General features: G+C 73.8%; 17 protein-coding genes. 7 read left to right on the plus strand and 10 right to left on the minus strand.

Annotated features, from left to right (window positions below; translation table 11 throughout):
- The first annotated feature begins 299 nt into the window (after window positions 1-299).
- Window positions 300-1,712, plus strand: coding sequence for an amidase (locus tag ACFXGN_RS22550; protein WP_384861998.1), 1,413 nt, complete (start codon window positions 300-302; stop codon window positions 1,710-1,712).
- A 279-nt stretch (window positions 1,713-1,991) separates the two neighbouring features.
- Here the strand turns inward: ACFXGN_RS22550 and ACFXGN_RS22555 are convergent, their stop codons facing one another.
- Entirely contained in the window at window positions 1,992-2,504 is a 513-nt protein-coding gene (locus ACFXGN_RS22555; RefSeq protein ID WP_384862001.1) for a DUF6328 family protein, read from the minus strand.
- 968 nt (window positions 2,505-3,472) lie between these two features.
- Between ACFXGN_RS22555 and ACFXGN_RS22560 the strand changes: the two genes are divergently transcribed.
- Window positions 3,473-3,913: an ATP-binding protein gene (locus tag ACFXGN_RS22560; protein ID WP_384862004.1), complete on the plus strand. Its 441-nt coding sequence runs from the start codon at window positions 3,473-3,475 to the stop codon at window positions 3,911-3,913.
- Window positions 3,914-4,262: 349 nt separating this feature from the next.
- On the opposite strand, the gene ACFXGN_RS22565 is transcribed toward ACFXGN_RS22560, so the two are convergent.
- The 3 genes from ACFXGN_RS22565 to ACFXGN_RS22575 are packed head-to-tail and all read right to left on the minus strand — an operon-like array spanning window position 4,263 to window position 6,969.
- On the minus strand, window positions 4,263-4,757 hold the full coding sequence (locus ACFXGN_RS22565; protein WP_384862006.1) for a hypothetical protein: 495 nt from the start codon (window positions 4,755-4,757) through the stop codon (window positions 4,263-4,265).
- Window positions 4,754-6,277 (minus strand): ATP-binding protein, encoded by a 1,524-nt coding sequence (locus tag ACFXGN_RS22570; RefSeq protein ID WP_384862010.1) that lies wholly within the window; start codon window positions 6,275-6,277, stop codon window positions 4,754-4,756. Before ACFXGN_RS22570 ends, ACFXGN_RS22565 begins: the two co-directional genes overlap by 4 nt.
- Window positions 6,274-6,969: a response regulator transcription factor gene (locus ACFXGN_RS22575; protein WP_384862013.1), complete on the minus strand. Its 696-nt coding sequence runs from the start codon at window positions 6,967-6,969 to the stop codon at window positions 6,274-6,276. Before ACFXGN_RS22575 ends, ACFXGN_RS22570 begins: the two co-directional genes overlap by 4 nt.
- A gap of 133 nt (window positions 6,970-7,102) precedes the next feature.
- Here ACFXGN_RS22575 and ACFXGN_RS22580 point away from each other — a divergent pair, with 133 nt between their 5' ends.
- From ACFXGN_RS22580 to ACFXGN_RS22595, 4 genes are read left to right on the plus strand one after another with little or no spacing between them, the layout of a single operon-like run.
- The gene (locus ACFXGN_RS22580) at window positions 7,103-7,750 is read left to right on the plus strand and encodes a hypothetical protein (RefSeq protein WP_384862016.1); all 648 of its coding nucleotides are present in this window, start codon (window positions 7,103-7,105) and stop codon (window positions 7,748-7,750) included.
- Entirely contained in the window at window positions 7,747-8,847 is a 1,101-nt protein-coding gene (locus ACFXGN_RS22585) for a peptidoglycan-binding protein (RefSeq protein ID WP_384862019.1), read from the plus strand. Before ACFXGN_RS22580 ends, ACFXGN_RS22585 begins: the two co-directional genes overlap by 4 nt.
- Entirely contained in the window at window positions 8,844-9,593 is a 750-nt protein-coding gene (locus tag ACFXGN_RS22590) for an ABC transporter ATP-binding protein (protein WP_384862022.1), read from the plus strand. Before ACFXGN_RS22585 ends, ACFXGN_RS22590 begins: the two co-directional genes overlap by 4 nt.
- Window positions 9,590-10,801, plus strand: coding sequence for an ABC transporter permease (locus tag ACFXGN_RS22595; protein ID WP_384862025.1), 1,212 nt, complete (start codon window positions 9,590-9,592; stop codon window positions 10,799-10,801). The genes ACFXGN_RS22590 and ACFXGN_RS22595 overlap by 4 nt, the downstream gene beginning before the upstream one ends.
- 38 nt (window positions 10,802-10,839) lie before the next feature.
- Here the strand turns inward: ACFXGN_RS22595 and ACFXGN_RS22600 are convergent, their stop codons facing one another.
- The 4 genes from ACFXGN_RS22600 to ACFXGN_RS22615 all read right to left on the minus strand — a co-directional run bounded on the left by ACFXGN_RS22600 (window position 10,840) and on the right by ACFXGN_RS22615 (window position 15,090).
- On the minus strand, window positions 10,840-11,280 hold the full coding sequence (locus ACFXGN_RS22600) for a MazG-like family protein (RefSeq protein WP_384862028.1): 441 nt from the start codon (window positions 11,278-11,280) through the stop codon (window positions 10,840-10,842).
- Between the two features lie 434 nt (window positions 11,281-11,714).
- Window positions 11,715-13,088 (minus strand): DEAD/DEAH box helicase, encoded by a 1,374-nt coding sequence (locus tag ACFXGN_RS22605; protein ID WP_384862030.1) that lies wholly within the window; start codon window positions 13,086-13,088, stop codon window positions 11,715-11,717.
- A gap of 80 nt (window positions 13,089-13,168) precedes the next feature.
- On the minus strand, window positions 13,169-13,372 hold the full coding sequence (locus ACFXGN_RS22610; protein ID WP_030218719.1) for a cold-shock protein: 204 nt from the start codon (window positions 13,370-13,372) through the stop codon (window positions 13,169-13,171).
- A 272-nt stretch (window positions 13,373-13,644) separates the two neighbouring features.
- Window positions 13,645-15,090 (minus strand): glyceraldehyde-3-phosphate dehydrogenase, encoded by a 1,446-nt coding sequence (locus ACFXGN_RS22615; protein ID WP_384862033.1) that lies wholly within the window; start codon window positions 15,088-15,090, stop codon window positions 13,645-13,647.
- A gap of 142 nt (window positions 15,091-15,232) precedes the next feature.
- Between ACFXGN_RS22615 and ACFXGN_RS22620 the strand changes: the two genes are divergently transcribed.
- Complete coding sequence (locus tag ACFXGN_RS22620; RefSeq protein WP_384862036.1) at window positions 15,233-18,139, plus strand: BTAD domain-containing putative transcriptional regulator; 2,907 nt, start codon at window positions 15,233-15,235, stop codon at window positions 18,137-18,139.
- Window positions 18,140-18,328: 189 nt separating this feature from the next.
- Here ACFXGN_RS22620 and ACFXGN_RS22625 read toward each other — a convergent pair whose 3' ends face one another.
- Together ACFXGN_RS22625 and ACFXGN_RS22630 are read right to left on the minus strand one after the other, a co-directional pair.
- Window positions 18,329-19,204, minus strand: a complete 876-nt coding sequence (locus ACFXGN_RS22625) for a peptidoglycan-binding protein (protein WP_384862039.1) — start codon at window positions 19,202-19,204, stop codon at window positions 18,329-18,331.
- Window positions 19,205-19,395: 191 nt separating this feature from the next.
- Window positions 19,396-20,427: a serine hydrolase domain-containing protein gene (locus ACFXGN_RS22630; protein WP_384862042.1), complete on the minus strand. Its 1,032-nt coding sequence runs from the start codon at window positions 20,425-20,427 to the stop codon at window positions 19,396-19,398.
- Window positions 20,428-20,623: the final 196 nt, after the last annotated feature.

Below are 20,623 nucleotides of genomic sequence, written 5' to 3' on the forward strand. Positions count from 1 at the left end.
CGGACACGTCCTGCCACCCGGGCGGTGCACGATCGCTAAACCACCAACGCCGAGGACGGCCGATTCCCGCCCCACGGCTCTGCAAACCTGCCCGCCTTGGCCGACCGGCAACCCCTCAAAACAAGCCGATCGATGATCAGAAACCGGTTTCCCCGGAAGGCAAGGCGAAAGAAACGGTCCTTCTCTCCTCGGGGAACAGCCGTCGCTCCTGAAACAGGGGTATCGGGGTCTCGCGTGTTACTCACTGGTACGTCATGCTGGCCGTCCACCATCCACGAGGCCGGGGGGCTGAGACAGCCGTGTCGACATCCGAGGAACCGACCAGGGTGCACGCCTTCCGGGACGACGCCCTGGGCGAGCACGACGCCGTGGGGCTCGCCCGGTCGATACGGAAGGGTGAGGTGAGCGCCGCCGAAGCGGCCAGGGACGCCGCCGCGCGGGTACGGGCCGTGGAAGGACGCCTGCACGCCGTCCAGACGCACATCGACGTCCCCGGATCCGTATCCGGCGGCGGTGCGCTCGCCGGGGTGCCGACCTTCGTCAAGGACAACACCGAGCTGCGCGGACTGCCCACGGGCCACGGCAGCGCCGCCTTCGTCCCGCGCGCCGCCCGCCGCCACGCGCCCTTCACCCGGCAGTTCCTGAGCAGCGGCGTCACCGTGCTCGGCAAGACGCGCCTCCCCGAGTTCGGGTTCAGCCCCTCCACGGAGTACGAGGACGCCGAACCCGTCCGCAACCCGTGGGACACCGGCCGCTCGGCGGGCGGTTCGTCCGGCGGCAGCGCCGCCCTGGTCGCCGCCGGAGCCGTGCCGATCGCCCACGCCAACGACGGCGGCGGCTCCATCCGCATCCCCGCCGCCTGCTGCGGACTCGTCGGACTCAAACCGACCCGGGGCCGGGTCGTCGGCAACGCCCAGAGCCGCCGACTGCCCCTGGACCTCGTCTCCGACGGCGTCGTGAGCCGCTCCGTCCGGGACACCGCCGCGTTCCTCGCCGCCGCCGAGACGCACTGGCGCAACCCGAAGCTGCCGCCCGTCGGCCTCGTCGAGGGCCCCTCCGGGCGTCGGCTGCGCGTCGGTTTCCTCCTGGACTCGCCGAACGGGGTCCCCACCGACCCCGCCACCCGCGCGGCCGTCACGGAGACCGTGGCCACCCTCGAACGCCTCGGCCACAGCGTCAGCCCCGTGGAACTCGCCCTCGACCCCCGGTTCACCGACGACTTCCTCACCTACTGGGGCATGTTGTCCTATCTGCTCGGCGCCACCGGCCGCACCCTCGGCGCCGACTTCGACCGGCACCGCATGGACGGCCTCAGCAGAGGACTGCGCGAGCAGTACCTGCGGAACTGGCGCGGCACCCCCGGCGTCCTGTGGCGCCTCAAGCGCACCGGCACGGCGTACGCGGCGGCCTTCCGGGGGCTCGACCTCGTCCTCTCGCCCGTCCTCGCCCACACCACGCCCCCGCTGGGACACCTCAGCCCGACCGTCCCCTACGGGACCCTCATCGAGCGCATCCTCGCGTACGTCGCCTTCACCCCCGTCAACAACGTCGTCGGCACCCCGTCGCTCTCCCTGCCCGCCGCCCGCCCGGCCGCCGGGGGGCTGCCCGTCGGCATCATGTTCTCCGGCCGTCCCGGCGCCGAACGGACCCTCCTGGAACTCGCGTACGAACTGGAGGCCGACCAGCCGTTCCGGCGCGTGCAGGACCTCTGACCAAGGCCTCTGACCAAGCTCTCCGACCATGACGCCCGACCATGACGCCCGACCATGACGCCCGACCAGGACGCCTGGGCAGAACCTCCGGCCAGGACTTCCGGTCAGGACGCGGTACGGCCCCGGGACCACCGCCCGGTGGCCGTGCCCGTGCTCAGCCGCCGCCCAGGGCGCACCCGTGTGCGCCGGACGACGTGTCCTCCCGGGGCAGCCCGCTGGAGGTCCTGGCCTCCCGTGCCGGGCCCGTTCCCGGCGCGGCCACCCGCCGTCCCTCCGGGATCACTCCTCCGGCTTCGCCGTGTGCCTGGTACGGGCCCACAGCGGCAGCGCGAACCAGCACAGCACGTACCAGGTCAGCACCCCGGCCACCAGCCACGGGACGAGCGGGCCCGCCGTGGCCACCCGCAGGATCAGGACGAGCGCGCTGGTCAGCGTGGCGAGCAGCAGCAGGATCCCGGTGAAGACCAGCCGGGAGGCCCAGGCGACCGCCCGCGGTTTGATCCGCCGCCCGTGGACCAGCCGGTGGAAGGAGACCGGGCCGACGAGTGCTCCGGTGGCCAGCGAACCCAGGACCACCGTGAGGACGTAGACCGCCCGGTCGGTCGCGCCCAGGGACGCGTACCGGGGGGTGAAGACGACGGTCAGCAGGAAGCCCAGCAGGATCTGCACCCCCGTCTGGACCACCCGGGTCTCCTGGAGGAGCTCCTGCCACTGCCGGTCGGCGCGCTGCTCGGCGGTCTCCACCCGGCCCCGGGCCGTCGCACCCGCTCCGCCGTCCCCGCGCTCGCCCATCCTCCGCACCTCCAGGCCCGCACCGTCCCCGGTGTCCTCGCAGCATCACATGGAAACGCCCCGGTCCGCCCGATTCGGTCCGGTCCGTGCCGTGTACGCCGGGCCGGGCGGGGAACCGGCCCGGAGAGGGGCCGTGAACGGAGGTCCTGCTCGTCGTCCCCGAGGCCGTCACCGACGCCTGTCCGCGCGCCGGAGGGCCGACGGGCCGTCGTCCGCCCGGCCCCGGTTCCGGCTCCGGCGGCGGGGCGCGGATCGAGGCGGGCGACCGGAGCGACCAGGTCCCGCGCCCCCGGCCGCGCGGCGCCCCCGGCAGGCCTGGCAGCAACGGCCTCGTCATCATCGAGCTGCTCACGCGCGCGCGTGGAGCGCGATTCCCTGGGAGGCGGCAAGTAGGTCCGGAGGGAGACAGCGGCCCCGGGACCGAGACGGCCCCGGGACCGGGCGCCCGCTCCTCCAGCACCCCGCTCCTCCAGCACCCTGCCCCTCCGGCACCCCGGCGCCGGGCTCCCTGACGCCGCCCCCGGAGCCAGGGAAACCGCACCCGGGACCCCCACCCGAGGCTCCGCCCCGGAGCCGGACACCCCGCTTCCGGGACCACACCATTCCGGCCGATCCCACCGGTATAGACCTGGCTGGTATGGACCGGTGGAAACCGGACATCGATGAGAGGGGTTCGGACGGTGAACAGCCCCGGACGGGGTCCTGCGGGGCCTCAGATCTCATCGCACGGGCTCAGTCGCGACGGCACATCGATGCCACTCGCGCCGCGACCGCGCGACTTCTCGGCGGGATCTTCCCCTGCGGGTGCCGACGGTTCCGGGCGGTCCGGTCCGGGGCGGACCGGTCGATCGTTCGGCGTGTGTCCCCTGGTCCCCTCACCTCCGCGCGTACGGGGGCGACGGGAGGAATGCGAGCGGTGCGCCGGGGAAGGCGCACCGGGAGCGAGGAGAGAGGACGCGGTGGGGACGGTGACCACAGGGAACGGCGTACGGCGGGAGTACCGGCCGGGGGTGCCGCGCGACGCGGCCGAGGCACGGGCGCGGGTGGCGGCGGTACTGACGGGGCGCACCACGGGCGCGGGCGGCGCGGGGGACGGGGGCGGGCCGTCGTCCATCGCCGTGGGCGACGCGCTGCTGGTGACGTCCGAGCTGGTGACGAACGCGTTCCGGCACGGTGGCGGGCTCACCGGCTTCGACGTGGCGCTCGGTCCGGCGGCGGTGACGATCTCGGTCGCCGACGCCAGCGACGAGCTGCCGCGCCGCGCGGAGCGCTGGAGTCCGGAACGGGCCGTCGAGCTGGCCGAGGGCGGCTTCGGCTGGCCCCTGGTCAGACTCCTCGCCCTGGAGGTCCGGCTGCGCCTGCCCCCGGAGGGCGGCAAGACCATAGAGGTCCGACTCCCCCTGAACTGACCGGCGAACGCCGGGGCGGGGCAGATCCGGAGCCGGACGGCCCTCGGCCCCGGGCCGGACCTTCACCCGGCTGTGGGCCCCCGGGCCCGGGGCCTCCGAAGCCGGACGGGCGGATTCCGGGCCGGGGCACGGACAGGGGGCGGATGGCCTCCGGGACGTGGGCCGTGGGCCGGATGCTCGTACGGACACGGGCGGACGGCCTCCTGCGCTCAGCCGTGTCCCTCCGGGCGGGTACCGCCCCCGTCCCCGCCCCGTCCCCACACCCAGCCGTGTCCCTCCGGGCGGGCCCCGGCCCCGGTACCGCCCGTGTCCCCGGCGTCCCCGGACCGTCCCGGACGGGACCCCCGTCTCAGCCGTTCAGGAATTCCGCGCACCGGTAGGGGCCGAACGACGGGCCCTCGTCGGGGCGGAGGGTGACCTCGACGTCCTCCGCCCTGACCCGGGGGTCGAGGACGGACTGGGCGCGGGCCAGTGTGCACACCAGTTGACCGGTGCCCTGGTCGCGCCCCGTCGCCCGGTAGGGATCGCTCAGCCACAGTGTGACCTCGGTGCCCCGGCCGCTCACCGTGTAGCCGCCGATCTCCACGAGGTTGGTGAGTCCGTCGCGCTGTTCGGCGGGCGGCAGACCGGCCGCGAGCATCTTCAGTACGGAGGCGAGGTTCTCGATCTTCTGGTCGACCGCGGGCACGGCCCGCAGCCCGCTGCCGGACGCGTAGTACAGCCGGATGCCCCGGGTCAGTCCGGTGGCCGGTTCGCCCGCGCCTATCACCCCGGTCGGCTGGACACCGCACCCCACCAGGACGATGCCGAGGGCCGCGACGGCTCCCCGTCTCCGTACGCTCATTCCGCTTCCCCTTCCGCGCGCCGCAGGGGCAGCCGCAGGGTGAACACCGCGCCGCCCCCGGGCCCCTCGGTGACCTCGATCGTGCCGCCGTGCAGCCGTGCGTTCTCCAGCGCGATGGCCGTGCCCAGGCCGCTGCCCTGGCCGCCGCCGTCGACCGCGCCCCTGGTGCGGGCCGCGTCGGCCTTGTAGAACCGGTCGAAGACCCGTTCCCTCACCTCGGGCGGCAGCCCGGGACCGTGGTCGGCGACCTCCACCGTCACCCACGGGCCGTCCGGCCCGGGGACGGTGCCGAGCGTCACGACGACCGGCGGGGCACCGTGCCGCAGCGCGTTGCCCACCAGGTTCGCCACGATCACGTCGATCCGGCGCCGGTCGACGACCGCCCGCAGCCCTTCGTCGAGCCGGGTCTCCACCCGGTCCGTCCAGCCGCGCAGCGCGAGGGAGGCCCGTACCGTCTCGGCGAGGTCGGTCTCGGCGGCGTTCAGCCGGACCGCGTGGGCGTCGAAGCGGGAGATCTCCATCAGGTCCTCGACGAGCCGGGAGAGCCGGGCGGTCTCCGCGCCCACGGTGCGGGCCGCGTGCGCCGCGTCCGGCGGGAGCTGGTCGGCGTCCTCGTCGAGGACGGTCGCGACCATCGTCATCGCCGCGAGGGGCGTGCGCAGCTCGTGCGACACGTCCGCGACGAAGCGCCGGGCCCTGGCCTCCTGCTCGCGCAGCCGCGCGTCCGAGGACTGGAGGGCGTCCGCCGTCTCGTTGAACGTCCGTGCCAGCTCGGCGAGTTCGTCGTGGCCCTTCACCACGACCCGGCTGCTGAGGTCCCCGGCGGCGAGCCCCCGGGTGGCCCGCCCCAGCTTCCGTACCGGACGCAGGACCGTCCCGGCCGCCAGGAGCGCCAGCAGCGCGGCGAGGACCACCACGGGCAGGAGGCCCGTACGGACGGACGCGAGGAGCGAGGCGGTGTCGTCGCGTTCGGCCCGCAGATCGGTGATCACGAAGACCTCCAGGCCGGATTCGCGCCGGTCGCCGTCCGCGTACGTCACCGGCGTCCCGACGACCAGGTACGGCTCGCCCCGCCACTCGACGCGCTGGAACCGGGCCCCGTCCCCGGCCCGTACGGCAGCGCGCAGCTCCGTCGTGACACGGCCCTCGACATCGGCGTACGCGTCGGAGACCGCCGTCAGGTCCCGGTGGCGGGCGACCACGATCCGGGCGCCGAGCCCGTCCGAGACGCGGGCCGCGAAGCGGGCGAGCGTCCGCTGGTCGGGCGGCAGGTCGAAGTCGGCGGCGACCGACGCGACCCGGTCCCGTACGTCGCTGACGGCGGCGTCCTGGGTGCGCTGGAGGACGGCGGTGCGCGCCTCCCGGTAGGCGAGCGCGGTCGCCGTGACCGCGCTGACCAGCGCGACCAGCACGAAGGTGACGACGAGCCGGGTCCTGAGGCCGACGACGAGCCGCCACGGACGCCGCCGCTCGGGCCCGGGACCGGTGTCGGCGCCGGAGCGCCCCGCCCGGCGGCTCACAGCGGTCCGAAGCGGTAGCCGAAACCCCGCACGGTCTGCACGTACAGGGGTTTCGCCGGTACGTCCTCCAGTTTGGCCCGCAGCCGTCCCACGGCCGCGTCCACCAGCCGTGAGTCCCCGAGGAAGGTGTGGTCCCAGACCGAGGCCAGGAGCTGTTCACGGCTGAAGACCCGCCCGGGGGAGGCGGAGAGCTCCAGGAGCAGCCGCAGTTCGGTGGGGGGCAGCGGGACCGGGGCGCCGTGCTTGGTCACGGTGAGCCCGGCGCGGTCGATGACCAGGCCCGCCAGGTCGGCGTCCTCGGGCCGGTTCCGCGCCGCCGGTTCCGCGCGGCGCAGCGCGGCCCGGATACGGGCCTCCAGGACCGGCGCGGTGACCGGTTTGACGACGTAGTCGTCGGCGCCCGCCTCAAGACCGGTCACGATGTCGTGGTCGTCGCCGCGCGCGGTCAGCATGATGACCGGCAGGGTGGCCGTCCGGGCACGGATGCGGCGGCACACCTCGAAGCCGTCCATGCCGGGCAGCATCAGATCGAGGACGGCCAGCTCGACCCTCGCGCCGCCCGGACCGGCGAGCAGCGCGAGTGCCTCCTCGCCGGTGGCGGCCGTGTCGACGCCGTACCCGTGCCTGCGCAGCACGAGCTCCATCCCGTCCCGTACGGACGCGTCGTCCTCGATCAGCAGTACATGCGGCATGGGCTCGATTATGGGTGCCGCGCGCACCCGCCCGAAGCCGTGGTGACGGGTGGAGACGCAGGTCGGGGGCATTGTTACGTTCCCATCATGTCGTCATGGACCCGCCATCACCTGCTCCGGCGAGGGTGGTGGCATGACCACGAAGACGCCCTCCCGCGTTCCCGCCCGGCTCCGGCTCGTCGCCCTCGCCGCACTGCCCGTCCTCACCCTCACCGTCGCGTGCGGCGGAGGTGACGGCGTCCGCGCCGAGGGTGCCGACGCCATCGCCACCGCCCCCGCCACGACCGCGCCGTCCAAGGCCCCGAGCACTCCGGACACCGCCTCCGCGAAGCCCGGGGGGAAGAGCGCCTTCTACGACGCCCAGCTCGCGTACGTCCGCTGTATGCGCGTCAAGGGCGGCTACAAGGACTTCCCCGACCCCAAGCTGAGCGGCCACCTCGACTGGAGCAAGGTCGAGGAGATCTCCTCCAAGCCCGGCCAGATGGAGGCCGCCAAGGGCGGGAAGAACGGCGTCTGCGTCCCCGAACTCCGCACCGTCATGGACGCCGAGCCCCAGCGGGACCAGCAGAAGTCCTACGAGTCGATGCTCGCCCACGCCAAGTGCATGAGGGACAACGGCGTCTCCCGCTTCACCAACCCGACGATGAGCGGCGGCAACGCGCAGCCGGGCGGCGAGCCGAACCCCGGCTCCCCGGTCATCGACCAGGAGTCCCCCTCGTACAAGCAGGCCCGCGAGGCGTGCAGGACGAAGCTGCTCGACGGTCTGGACGGAATGCAGTGAGGCGCCGCACAGCCCGCGCGGTCGGCGCGGCCGTGGTCGTCGCCGCCGTCACCGGCGGAGCCGCCCTCCTCGGCGGCTTCGGTCCGATCGGCGGTCGGGACGGCGACGGCCCGGGCGGCTCGGGGAAGGACGGCCTGCCGCCCGCCACCGCCACCGTCGTCCGCACCGACCTCGTCCAGTCCAAGACCGTCGACGGCAGGCTCGACTACGCGCAGCGCCGGGTCGTGAAGTCCGCCGTCGACGGGACCGTCACCGTCGCCGCCCCCGAGGGGAAGATCCTGAGCCGGGGGGAGGCCCTCTACGAGCTGGACGACAAGCCCGTCACCCTCCTCTACGGGCCGGTCCCGATGTTCCGCGAGATGAAGAAGGGCGACCGGGGCAGCGACGTCCTCCAGCTGGAACGCAATCTGCGCGATCTGGGATACGGCGCCGGGGTCTACGTGGACCCCCGGTACGACGAGGACACCGAGCGGGCCGTCAAACGGTGGCAGAAGTCCCTGAACCGGGAAGCCACCGGCCGGGTCGGCAAGGGCGACGTCGTCTTCCAGCCCGACCGGCTGAGGGTGGTCACCGCCGACGCGTCCCTCGCCGACCAGGTCGGCTCCGACACGGCCGTCCTGACCGTCGCCTCCACCCACCCCGTGGTCCGTGCCGCGCTGGACCAGTCCGACGGCGCGCTCACCTCGCGGAACACCCGGGTCGAGGTCACCCTGCCCAGCGGGAGGACCGTGCCGGGCCGGGTCGCCGGGACCGTACGTCCCGAGGACGACAGCGCTTCCGGCGGGGCCTCCGCCTCCCAGGAGGGCATCGTCGTCGAGGTCGTCCTCGACGGCGGCGCGGGGGCCGCGTCCGGCGAGGACGCCAGGGCGACGGCCAGCGTGCGGTTCGTCAGCGAGGCCCGCAAGGGCGTCCTCGCCGTCCCCGTCGAAGCGGTCATCGCCCTGCGCGGCGAGAACGGGGGATACGGCCTCCAGGTCGTCCAGGGCACGACCACCTCCGTGGTCCGTGTGGAGACCGGGATGACCGCCGACGGAAAGATCGAGATCAGCGGCCCGGACATCCGCGAGGGCCTCAAGGTCGGGGTGGCCGCCTCATGACCGCCGCCACCGCGACCGGGGATCCCGGCAGCCTCGCCGGGACGCCCGCCACCGTGATCGAACTGCGGGACGCCACCAAGACGTACCCCGGCGGCGTCCACGCCCTGCGCGGGGTGGACCTCACCGTCCACGCGGGCGAACTGCTGGCCGTCGTCGGCCCGTCCGGCTCCGGCAAGTCCACGATGCTCCATGTCATGGGCACCCTGGACAAGCCCACCGGCGGCACCGTCCGCATCGCGGGCCACGACGTGTCCGCGCTCTCCGACGCGCGCCTGTCCGCACTGCGCGCCCGGCACATCGGCTTCGTCTTCCAGCACTTCCACCTCGCGGCCGGCCGCGACGCCGTCGACAACGTCGCCGACGGACTCCTCTACGCGGGCGTCCCGGCCCGGCAGCGCCGGGCACGGGCCCGCGAGGCACTGGCCAGGGTCCGGCTCGACCACCGTGCGACCCACACCCCCGACGAACTGTCCGGCGGCGAGAAACAGCGGGTGGCCATCGCCCGCGCGCTCGTCGGGGAACCGAGCCTGCTGCTCGCCGACGAGCCCACCGGGGCCCTCGACACCGCCTCGGGCGGGATCGTGATGGACCTGCTCCACGAACTGCACGCCTCCGGCACCACGATCTGTGTCATCACCCACGACCAGGCGATCGCCGACTCGCTGCCGCGCCGCGTCCGCTTCAAGGACGGCGAGATCGTCTCCGACGAGCGGGGCGTCCGGACGGCGGAAGGGGCCGCCGAGTGAAGGCCGCCCACGCGGCGGGCGGCGGCCTCCGCCCGGCCCGGCTCGCCCCCCTGGACGTGCTCCGGGTCGGCGCGGTGGGACTGCGCGCGCGCCGCGCGCGGGTGGTGCTCTCCGCGCTCGGCATCGCCATCGGCATCGCGACCATGGTCGCGGTCGTCGGCCTCTCCGAGTCGAGCCGCGCGGACCTGATGGCCCGGCTCGACCGGCTCGGCACCAACCTCCTCACGGCGGAGGCGGGCAAGGACCCCCTGGGCAAGGAGATCAGGCTCCCCAAGAACGTGGTCGCGATGGTCGAACGCATCGGACCCGTCCAGCACGCCACCGCCACCGGGGACGTCGACGCCCGCATCCGGCGCAGCGACCTCGTCCCCGAGGAACGCACGGCGGGGGTCACCACCCAGGCCGTACGCACCGATCTGCTGGGCGCGCTCGGCGGCGAGGTCGCCCGGGGGAAGTGGCTCGACCCGGCGGGCGAGCGGCTGCCGGTCACGGTGCTCGGCGCGGTGGCCGCCGACCGTCTCGGCATCACCGGCCCCGGCGAGACGATCATGATGGGCGACACCCGGGTGGTGGTCGTCGGCATCCTCCGGCCGATCGAACTGGTCCCCAACCTGGACCGGGTCGCCATGGTCGGATTCCCCGCCGCCGAACGCCACTTCGGCTTCGACGGACACCCCACCACCGTGTTCGAGCGCTCCACGGACGCCTCCGTGGAGGACGTGCGGGCCGTCCTCGCCCGCACGATCAGCCCGGGGAACGAGGGACACGTCAAGGTCTCCCGCCCCTCGGACGCGCTGGCCGCCAAGGCGGCGACCGACGAGGGCCTGACCGCCCTGATGCTGGCGCTCGGCGCGGTGGCCCTCCTGGTCGGCGGCGTCGGCGTCGCCAACACCATGGTCATCTCCGTCCTGGAACGCCGCCAGGAGATCGGGCTCCGCCGCTCCCTGGGCGCGACCCGGGGCGCGATCCGGCTCCAGTTCCTCACGGAGTCGCTGCTCCTGTCGGCGCTGGGCGGCGCGGCGGGCGCGGTCCTCGGCACGGCGGCGACGTACGGCTTCGCCCGGGTGCAGCAGTGGACGCCGGTGGTCCCGCCGTGGGCCCTGGCGGGAGGTCTGGGCGCGACCCTGGTGATCGGGGTGGTCGCGGGCCTCTACCCGGCGGTCCGCGCCTCGCGCCTGCACCCGACGGTGGCGCTGAACGCCGCCTGAGCCACCGGTGACGTGGCCGTGGCCCCCGGGCCCTCGCCTCAGGAGCGTCCGGAGTGCGGGAGGAACTTCGCGGACTTCTCGGCGAGCACGGAGGCGAAGTACTCCGGGGCGTCGTCCGGGCGCATCCGGGCCAGGGTGACCATGCCGGTGATCACCACATCGGCGACCTCCTCGGCCACCTGGTCCCAGCTGTGGCTGCGGCCCTTGCGCGGATTGGTCCCCCGGACGCCGACGACCGCCTGAGCGGCCTCCCCGACCTCCTCGGTGAGTTTGAGCACCTGGAGCGTCCACTGCTCCTCGGCCGAGATCCCCCGTCCGCTGTCGAAGCCGGAGAACAGCGCGGCGAGCGCGCCGACGGTCTCCCAGGCGGCGCCCCCGCTCACCGACCGGTGAGCGGGGGCGCCCGAGGCCATGGCCGCCGGGTCGGGACCGGTGCCGACGGCGTTGGCATTGGCGTTGGTGTCGACGGTGTCGCCCATGGTTCCTCCGAAAGCGTCTGGATGCGTCACGCCGCTCAACGACGGAGGGACACGTGAGGATCCACGGTTTTCGGACGGGAAGGGCAGTTTCCTTACGGGGGAGGCGAATTCCGCAAGGGACACCCGTTCCGTTCCCGTACGGAAAGGGGGCCTGCGGGCTCGCGGGAACCCGCCCGGTGAACAGGCCCTTACGGGGGCCGGAATTCCCTACGGACGAAGCGTCCCCCACGGGCCTGGAACTCCCTTGAGGGATGCCTTGGCCCCCTGAGGGCTCTCATACCCTTACGGGGCCCGGGAACCCGTAAGGGTATGAGAGCCCTCAGGGGTCAGAGAAGGCCCCCGGTCCTCCCTGCCGGACGGCTCGGGTGCAGGCGGACCCCCGGGTGCCCAGGCGGGCGTCCGGGGGTCCGTGCGGGGCCCCCGCACCGGGTGGTTCAGCTGCCCCGGCGGACCCTCGCGGCTCTGCGGGCCTCGGCCGCCTGGCGGGCTTCGGCGGCCTTGCGGGACTCGTTCTTCGCGCGGCCGGGGCGGCCCGGGACGGTGCCCACGCCACGGAAGGCCGCGCCGCCGCGACGTGCGCCCTCCGCGCTCGGCGCGGCGCCGTCGACGGGGACGCCCGACGGGGCGCGGGCGCCGGTGATCCGGGTGAGTGCGGCCTCGCCGGAACGGACCCGGGTCTCCTCGGGACGGATGCCCGCGTCGGCCATCAGCCGGGCCACCTCGCGCCGCTCCTCGGGGGTGACCAGGGTGACGACGAGACCGGACTCCCCGGCGCGGGCGGTGCGCCCGCCCCGGTGGAGGTAGTCCTTGTGGTCGGCGGGCGGATCGACGTTGACGACGAGGTCGAGTTCTTCGACGTGCAGGCCGCGCGCGGCCACGTTCGTCGCGACCAGGACCGGCACCTCGCCGTTCCGGAAGCGCTCCAGGGTGCGGGTCCGCAGCGGCTGGGACTTGCCGCCGTGCAGCGCGGCGGCGCGGACGCCGCTGCCGAGGAGGTGCTTGGTGAAGCGGTCGACGGCCGCCTTCGTGGCCAGGAACATGAGGACGCGCCCGTCGCGGGCGGCGATCTCCGTGGCCGTGGCGAACTTGTCGGGGCCGTGCACGAGGAGCACATGGTGGTCCATCGTGGAGACGGCGGCGGCCGAGGGGTCCACCGAGTGGTCCGCCGGGTCGTTCAGGTACCGCTCGACCAGCAGATCGACATCGCGGTCCAGAGTGGCGGAGAACAGCAGCCGCTGGCCGTCGGGCGTCAGGTCGAGCAGCTCCGTGACCTGGGGCAGGAAGCCCAGGTCGGCCATCTGGTCGGCCTCGTCCAGGACGGTCACGGCCACCCGGTCAAGGCGGCAGTCCTTGCGCTCGACGAGGTCCATGAGACGGCCGGGGGTGGCGATCAGGACCTCGGCGCCCTCGCGGAGCGCTGCGGCCTGGCGGCCGATCGACATCCCGCCGACGACGGCGGCCGTGCGCAGCTTCAGGGCCCGTGCGATCGGATCGAGCGCCTCGGTGACCTGCTGGGCGAGTTCACGGGTGGGTACGAGGACCAGCGCGAGGGGCCGCCGGGAGTCGGCGCGGCGGCCGGCGGTGCGGACGAGCAGGGGGAGGCCGAAGGCGAGGGTCTTGCCGGAGCCGGTCCGGCCGCGTCCCAGGACGTCACGGCCCGCGAGGGCGTCGGGAAGGGTCGCGGACTGGATGGGGAACGGCTCGTCGACGCCGAGCCGGGCGAGGGCCGCGAGGACCTCCGGCGGCAGGCCGAAGGCGGCGAACCCGGTCGCGCCGTCCTTGTCGTCCGTGCTGCTCGTGCTGTTCATGGGGACCTTCCTGGAAAACGCGACGAGCCGGAGCTCTCACCACGTGGGTGAGGGCTCCGGCTGCGTCGGACGTGTGAACGTCAGGCGGGGAGGATGTTCTCCGCCTGCGGGCCCTTCTGGCCCTGCGTGACGTCGAAGGTCACCTTCTGGCCTTCCTGGAGCTCACGGAAGCCAGAGGTGGCGATGTTGGAGTAGTGGGCGAACACGTCCGGGCCGCCACCCTCCTGCTCGATGAAGCCGAAGCCCTTTTCCGCGTTGAACCACTTCACGGTGCCGTTGGCCATGTCTAAATCTCCTTCGGGGCGTAGCCCAGGGGGACGCACTGTGCGCCACCCGGAGTCGCCGTGATGATTGCCCCGTCCGGAAAACTGCACCGAAAACACAGAAAGCGCCCGACGATGTCGAATCGTCAAAGGCACTTGTAAGTTTCTTTGGGAACCACGACTGCAACTTCTGATGACTATAGCAGGTTCCGCTTCGATGTGTCGGAAGGGACCGGAACGACGGCGCGCCGCACCCCCGGGGAGGTGCGGCGCGCCGTCGTCGGGCCGGGCGGTCAGACCGCCGGGGACGGGAAGGTCGGGTACTCCACGCCGGAGACGTGCTGGACGACCCGGATGACCTGGCACGAGTAGCCGAACTCGTTGTCGTACCAGAGGTAGAGGATCGCGTTGTCGCCGTCGACCTTGGTCGCGCCCGCGTCGACGGTGGACGCGTGGCGCGAGCCGACGAAGTCCATCGAGACGGCGTCGGGGGCGGTGGTGAAGTCGATCTGGCGCTTCAGCGGCGAGTGCAGCGAGACGTCGCGGAGGTACTCCAGAACCTCCTCGCGGGTGGTCTCGCGGCCCAGCCGCAGGCTCAGGATCGCGATCGAGACGTCCGGGACGGGCACGCGGATCGAGCTGCCGGTGATCGGCGCCTTCAGCTCCGGCAGCGCCTTGGCGACGGCCGAGGCGGCACCGGTCTCGGTGATCACCATGTTGAGCGGCGCGGAACGGCCGCGGCGGTCGGCCTTGTGGTAATTGTCCAGGAGGTTCTGGTCGTTCGTGAACGAGTGGACCGTCTCCACGTGGCCGCGCAGCACGCCGTACTCGTCGGCCATCGCCTTGAGCGGCGGCACGATCGCGTTCGTGGTGCAGGAGGCGCAGGACAGGATCCGCTCGTCCGGCTTGATCGTGTCGTGGTTGACGCCGTGCACGATGTTCGGCACGTCGCCCTTGCCGGGCGCGGTCAGGACGACCTTGTCGATGCCGGGGCGCAGGTGCTTCGACAGGCCCGCGCGGTCACGCCACTTGCCGGTGTTGTCGATCAGGATGGCGTTCTCGATGCCGTACGCCGTGTAGTCGACCTCGGAGGGGTCGCTGGCGTAGATCACCTTGATCGTGTTGCCGTTGGCGACGATGGTGCTGTTCGCCTCGTCGACGGTGATCGTGCCCTGGAACTGGCCGTGGATCGAGTCCCGGCGCAGCAGCGAGGCGCGCTTGACCAGGTCCTGGTCGCCACCGCCCCGGACGACGATCGCGCGCAGGCGCAGGCCGTTGCCCGAACCGGCCTTCTCGATGAGGAGCCGGGCGACGAGGCGGCCGATGCGGCCGAAGCCGTACAGCACCACGTCACGCCCGTCGCGGCGCTCGATCTTGTTCTCGCCCGTGGCTCCGGCGACGGCCTCGGCGGTGAACTCCTCCACCGTGAGGCCGCGTCCGTCGTTCTTGTACTCGGCGGCCAACATGCCTATGTCGATCTGGGACGGGCCCAGGTCGAGCGTCGTGAGCGTGCGCAGGAACGGGAGCGTCTCGGTGACCGACAGCTCCTCGCCGTCGATCTGCCGGGCGAAGCGGTGGGTCTTGAGGATGCTGACCACCGACTTGTTCACCAGGGAGCGGCTGTGGACCAGAACGGTGACGTCCTGCTCCCGGTGCAGCTTCCCGATGATCGGGATCATCGACTCCGCGATCTCCTCGCGGTTCTTCCAACTGGTGAACGAGTCGTCATTGACAGTCACAAGAGTATCTTTCGAGCTAGGCGGCGCTCATATGGTAACCCCCAGGTGGTTTGATCAATCAAGGGGTGCCGAACCGTACGATGGGGCCCGTCGGGAACCGCCACGGGCAGGCGGGCCCGCCTACCTTGACGCAGGGGGCATCGTGGTGAAGTTCGGGCTGCTCGGGTCGCTCGTCGTCCACGACGGGACGGAGCTGCGTCCGGTGACCGGCCCCAAGGTCCGGGTCCTCCTCGCCGCGCTCCTCCTCCAGGCCAACCGCGCCGTCTCCCGCGACGCCCTCAAGGAAGCCCTCTGGGGCGCCTCCGTGCCCGCCAGCGCCGACGCCTCCCTCGCCAACCACCTCACCCGGCTGCGCCGCACCCTCACCACCGTCGACGACGGCCCCGAGGAACGCCTGCGCACCGTCGCCCCCGGCTACCAGCTCGTCGTCCACGAGGGCGAACTCGACGCCGACGTCTTCGAGACCCGCGTCCGGGCCGTCCAGCAGGCACACCGACTCGAGGACTGGGAGGGCGTCCGCCGGGAGGCGGCGCTCGCCGTACACCTGTGGCGCGGCACCCCCCTCGCCGACCTCGCCCCCTTCTCCGAGACCGAGGGGCCCGCGCTCCGCGTCCACCAGCTCGCCGAGGCCCGCCTCCAGGCCCTGGAGTGGAGCTTCGACGCGGAACTCTGCCTCGGACGGCACCACGAGGCCGTCGCCCCGCTCAGCACCCTCGCCGCCGAACACCCCCTCAGGGAGGGCTTCCACCGGCGGCTGATGCTCGCCCTCCACCGGTCGGGGCGCCAGGCCGAGGCCTTCGCCGTCTACCACCGGCTGCGCCGCAGCCTCGTCGACGAACTCGGTACCGAACCGAGCGCCGCCGTCCAGCGCGCCCACCAGGACGTGCTCACCGGCGAACCGGGCCCCCGGCCACGGGACCGGGCCCGTACCGCCGTCTCACGCCCGCCCTTCCAACTCCCCTGGGAGGCCGACTCCTTCACCGGCCGCGCGGCCGAGGTGGCCGCGATCCGCGCCCTGCTCGGCGCCCCCGAGCCGGCCGGGGAACACCCGCGCGCGGGCACACCGGACGCCTTCCCCCACCCCGCCGTCCCGGGCCCGCCCGGGCACATACGTCCCGTCGTCATCTCCGGCATGGGCGGCATCGGCAAGACCGCGCTCGCCGTCCACGTCGCCCACCGGGTCCGCGAGGCGTTCCCCGACGGCGCCCTCTACGCCGACCTGCGCGGCTACTGCGTCGGCGGCGCCCGGTCGGCCCACGAACTGCTCGCCCGCTTCCTCTCCGACCTCGGCGTCCAGCGGGACTCCCTGCCCGAGGACACCGACGACCGCGCCCTGCTCTTCCGCACCGCCCTCGCCGACCGCCGCGTCCTGCTCCTCCTCGACAACGCCCGCAACGCCGCCCACGTGGCACCCCTGCTGCCCGCCGGAGGACGCAGCGCCGCCCTGATCACCAGTCGGCAACTGCTCGCCGACCTGCCCGACGCCGTCAAGGTGCCGCTGTCCCCGCTGCCCGCGCCCGACCAGCACGCGCTGCTCGCCAGGCTCGCGGGCGCCGAACGCGTCCGCGACGAGCCGGAGGCGCTCGCCGACATCATGGACGCCTGCGGCGGCCTGCCGCTCGCCCTCCACATCGTCGGCGGCCGTCTCGCCTCCCGCCCGTCCTGGCCGCTCGCCCTGCTCGCCAAACGCCTCACCCCGCACCAGGGACGCCTGGAGACCCTCGCCATGGGCGACTTCGACGTCCAGCGGACCTTCGCCATGAGTTACGTGGCCATGCGGGACAGCGACCAGCCGCTGGAGCGCGAAGGCGCCCGCGCCTTCCGGCTCCTCGGCCGGATCTGGTCCGGTCACCAGGTCACCCCGCAGTCCGCCGCCGCCCTGCTCGACGTCACCGAGGCCCGCGCGGCGGCCGTCCTCGACGTCCTCGCCGACGCCCACCTCGTCCTCACCCCGGAACCCGACCGGTACGTGCTCCACGACCTCCTCGGCGAGTACGCCTGGCAGCGCGGCGAGGAGGAGGAGACCGAGGCCGAACGCACCGCGGCCGTCCTCCGGTTGCTCTCCTGGTACGTCACGGCCCTGCTCCGCGCCTCCCGGGCCGCCACCCACGAGACGCAGTCCCCGCCGCCCCTCGATCCGCCCGCCGGGACGCCCCCGGCACTGCCCGAGTTCGCCGACGACGACCAGGCCATCCGCTGGACCGCCAGGGAACTCCCCGCCATCCGGGAGGCGCTGACCCGCGCCGGGGAACTGGGCCGCTCCGACATGGCGTGGCGGCTCGCCGTGGGACTCTTCGGATACGCCGGTACGCACTGGTGGACCGCCGAGTGGGACGCCTGCCTCGGGCAGGCCATGGAGATCGCCCGCGCTCACGACGACACCCTCGGCCAGGCCTGGCTGCACCGGCGCATGGCCGTCGCCCACGGCATGGCCTTCCGCAACGAGGCCTGCCTCGCCCACCTCAGGATCGCCCTGGAACTCTTCACCGGCCGTGGCGACGTCCTGGCCCAGGCCTCGATCCTCGGCAACATGTCGTCCCTCTACTCCCAGATCGAGGACGCCGAACGGGCGCTCACGCACGCCGAACTCTCCCGCGACCTGTACCGCGAGGCGGGCAACACCCAGGGCGAGACGCTCGTCCTCAGCCGGATCGCGGACGCCCGGCAGCTCCTCGGCGACCTCGACCAGGCGGCGGCGGACGCCCGTCGCGTGATCGAGCTGCTGCGCACCGACGGACAACGCCTGTTCCTCGCCACTTCTCTCACCAAGTACGGCGACATCCTCCGTGCCCTCGGGCGCCGCGACGAGGCCTTCGCCTCCCTCGCGGAGGCGCTGGGCATCCGGCACCGGATGAACGACGTCGGTGGTACGGCCGACTGTCTGGTCTTCACCGCGCGTGCCCATCACCACTTCGAGGAGTGGGACGCCGCCCGCGCGACCTGGGAAACCTGTCTGGAACTGGCCCGCGAGCACAATCTGGGCAAGCGGATCGACGAATGTCTGGAAGGTCTGGACGCGCTGCCCGCGAGGACACCGCCCGCCGGGTAGGAAAATATCAACGGGAGCCGGTGGGGACACCGCGCCCCGCGCCGTCCCAGACCCTCCGGGACCCCTGTGGGACGCCATCGGCGCAGCTCTCCGGGGGTGCGCGGGCCCCCTTCCCGCATCGCGTCCCGAGGCGTCCCGGACCGCTGGGCCCCACCGCGCGGGCGCCGGGCAGGGCCCGAAGGGGACGGTCTAGCGTCGGCCGCTGGTCTCGACCCGCAGGGCGGCCCGGGTGGCGGGGCCGTACACGCCCGGCGCGTCCGGGACGTTCCGCGCGATCTGGAAACGGCCCAGGGCCTGCGCCACGTCCTGGCTGAACACCCCGTCGGCCGAGCCGAGGTAGAGGGACAGCTCCTGGAGCCGCACCTGGAGCTCGGCGACGTCGGGGCCGGTGCTGCCGACCGAGAGGTCCCGGGGCGACTGCTGTCCGTCCTGGTGCGGGCGCTGCGAGGACGGCGGGCGGGTCGTCCCGGGGCCGAACGCGGGCGGGGTGGTGGCCGGGGCGGCCGTGGCGGGCACCACCGGGGCCGGGTCCTCCGGCGGCGCGGTGGTGGCGGAGGGCGTCGGCGCGGGGGTGCGGGACGGGGTGGCCGCGGTCCGGGCGGGCGGTGTCGCCGGTCCGGCCGACGTACCCGCGTCGGGGGTGTGATCCGCCGTCGCGTGGGGCGCCGCGTCGGGCAGGGCGAGCGGTGTCGTCGGTGCCGTGGTGGGGGAGTGCTCGGGGGAGAGCCAGACCGACAGGGCCATGCCGAGGCCCGCCGAGAGGGCTCCCGCCAGGGTCAGGGGGAGCGCCATGGACCTGCGCGCCGGGGACACCGTCCGGGCGTGCCGGGACCGGCGGGGCGCGAGGGGTGCCACCGGGGCGCCGCCGACCGGGTCGTGGGCCGGAACCGGCGGCAACCGGAGGGTGGCGTCGAAGAGTTCGACGTCCTGCCCGCGCGCGCCCGCGCCGTCGTGGCCCGGTCCCGCGAGCTGCCCGAAGACGTGGTCGCCGGGGGGCGGCTCGGGAGGCGCGGTCTCGGGGGCGACGGAGGTGACCGCTGTGATCGGGGCAGCCCTGTTACGCATCGAGTGCTCCGGATGAGGGGTAGCCGAGGGGGGTGTGACAAAGCTGTGGAGATGTTGACCGGCGTTCAAAGCGGGCGTCAACTCGCCGTAATGCGGGCGATAGCGGAAGCTTCGTGGCCTTGCTCCTTAAAGGACCTTTAACAGGTGACGTACGTCACAGCACCTTCTGTCGGGGGGTGCGGACGAAGGCGTCACGGGAAGGCGAGGGCCCGGAAGCCGTCCCGGACGCGGGCCAGCGGCCCCGGATCGCGGGTGAGCCGCAGTCGATTGGTGAGGAGCACCGCCCAACGGCCGTCGGCCGGGGACACCCAGGCGCCCGTGCCCGTGAAGCCGAAATGCGCCCAGATGTCCCGCGCCGGGTCCGTCTCCGGCGCCGGGTGCCAGAACAGCCCGCGCGGCGGCAGGAGTTCACCGGTGCGGACGCGCAGTGACGCGGCCGTCCAGGCGGGCGGGAGCGGGCCGGGTCCCGGGTCGAGCAACCGGCGCAGGAACCGTCCGGTGTCGGCGGTGGTGGTGAACACCCCCGCGATCCCGCAGGCCCCGCCGAGCAGACGGGCCGAGAAGTCGTGGACGGTGCCCCGGAGCGGACCGCCGGACTCCTCGTCGTACTCCGTCGGCGCGCACCGCTCCCGCAGCCGGGGCGGCAGCGGACCGAACCGGGTCTCCGTCATGGCCAGCGGGCCCCAGACCCGCTCCTCGGCCAGCCGGGGGAGCGGCTCGTGGGTGAGGTGCTCGGCGAGATAGCCGAGGATCAGCGCCGCCCGGTCGGTGTAGGTGACGGCGTCCCCCGGCGGGTGCCGCAGCCGCTCCCCGAGGACACCGTCCCTGACGTCCTGCGGATCGGAGCCGTACAGGTGCCGGAGGTTGGCGCGCGGCGGGAGGCCCGCGGTGTGCGTGAGGAGGTGGTGGGCCGTGGCCCCGGCGAGGGGCCGCCCCGCCGCCTCGGGCCAGTAGGTGCCCAGCGGTGCCGTCAGGTCCAGCTTCCCCGCGTCGACGAGGGTGCCGATCACCGCCCACACCGCGAGGATCTTGGTGAGGCTCGCCACGTCGAACAGTGTGTCCGGCCGCACCGGCTCCCCGGGGTGCGAGGGGTCGAGGACCCCGACGGCACCCTCCGTCAGGACGCCGTCCGCGTCTCCCACGGCCCACGCCGCGCCCGGGTACACCCCCGCCCCCGCCGCGTCGCCGAGGAGCCGCTCGAAAGGATCGCTGCGCACGGCCAAGGCGGGCCTCCGGCGGGTCGGCGTGACGGGCCCCGGAGCCTGCGGGCCGCGCTCCGGAGTCATGCCCCTGCCGTACGGGAAGACACCCTTCCGGCCGGGGAAGACACCCGTACGGCCCGGGGGACGTCCTGCGGCGGGGGCCGTCCGGGCGGCGTTCGCCCCGGGGCCGCCCGGCGGTCGCCCGGTGGACACCCGG

The sequence above is a fragment of the Streptomyces sp. NPDC059247 genome (assembly GCF_042754005.1).
Taxonomy (GTDB): Bacteria; Actinomycetota; Actinomycetes; order Streptomycetales; family Streptomycetaceae; genus Streptomyces.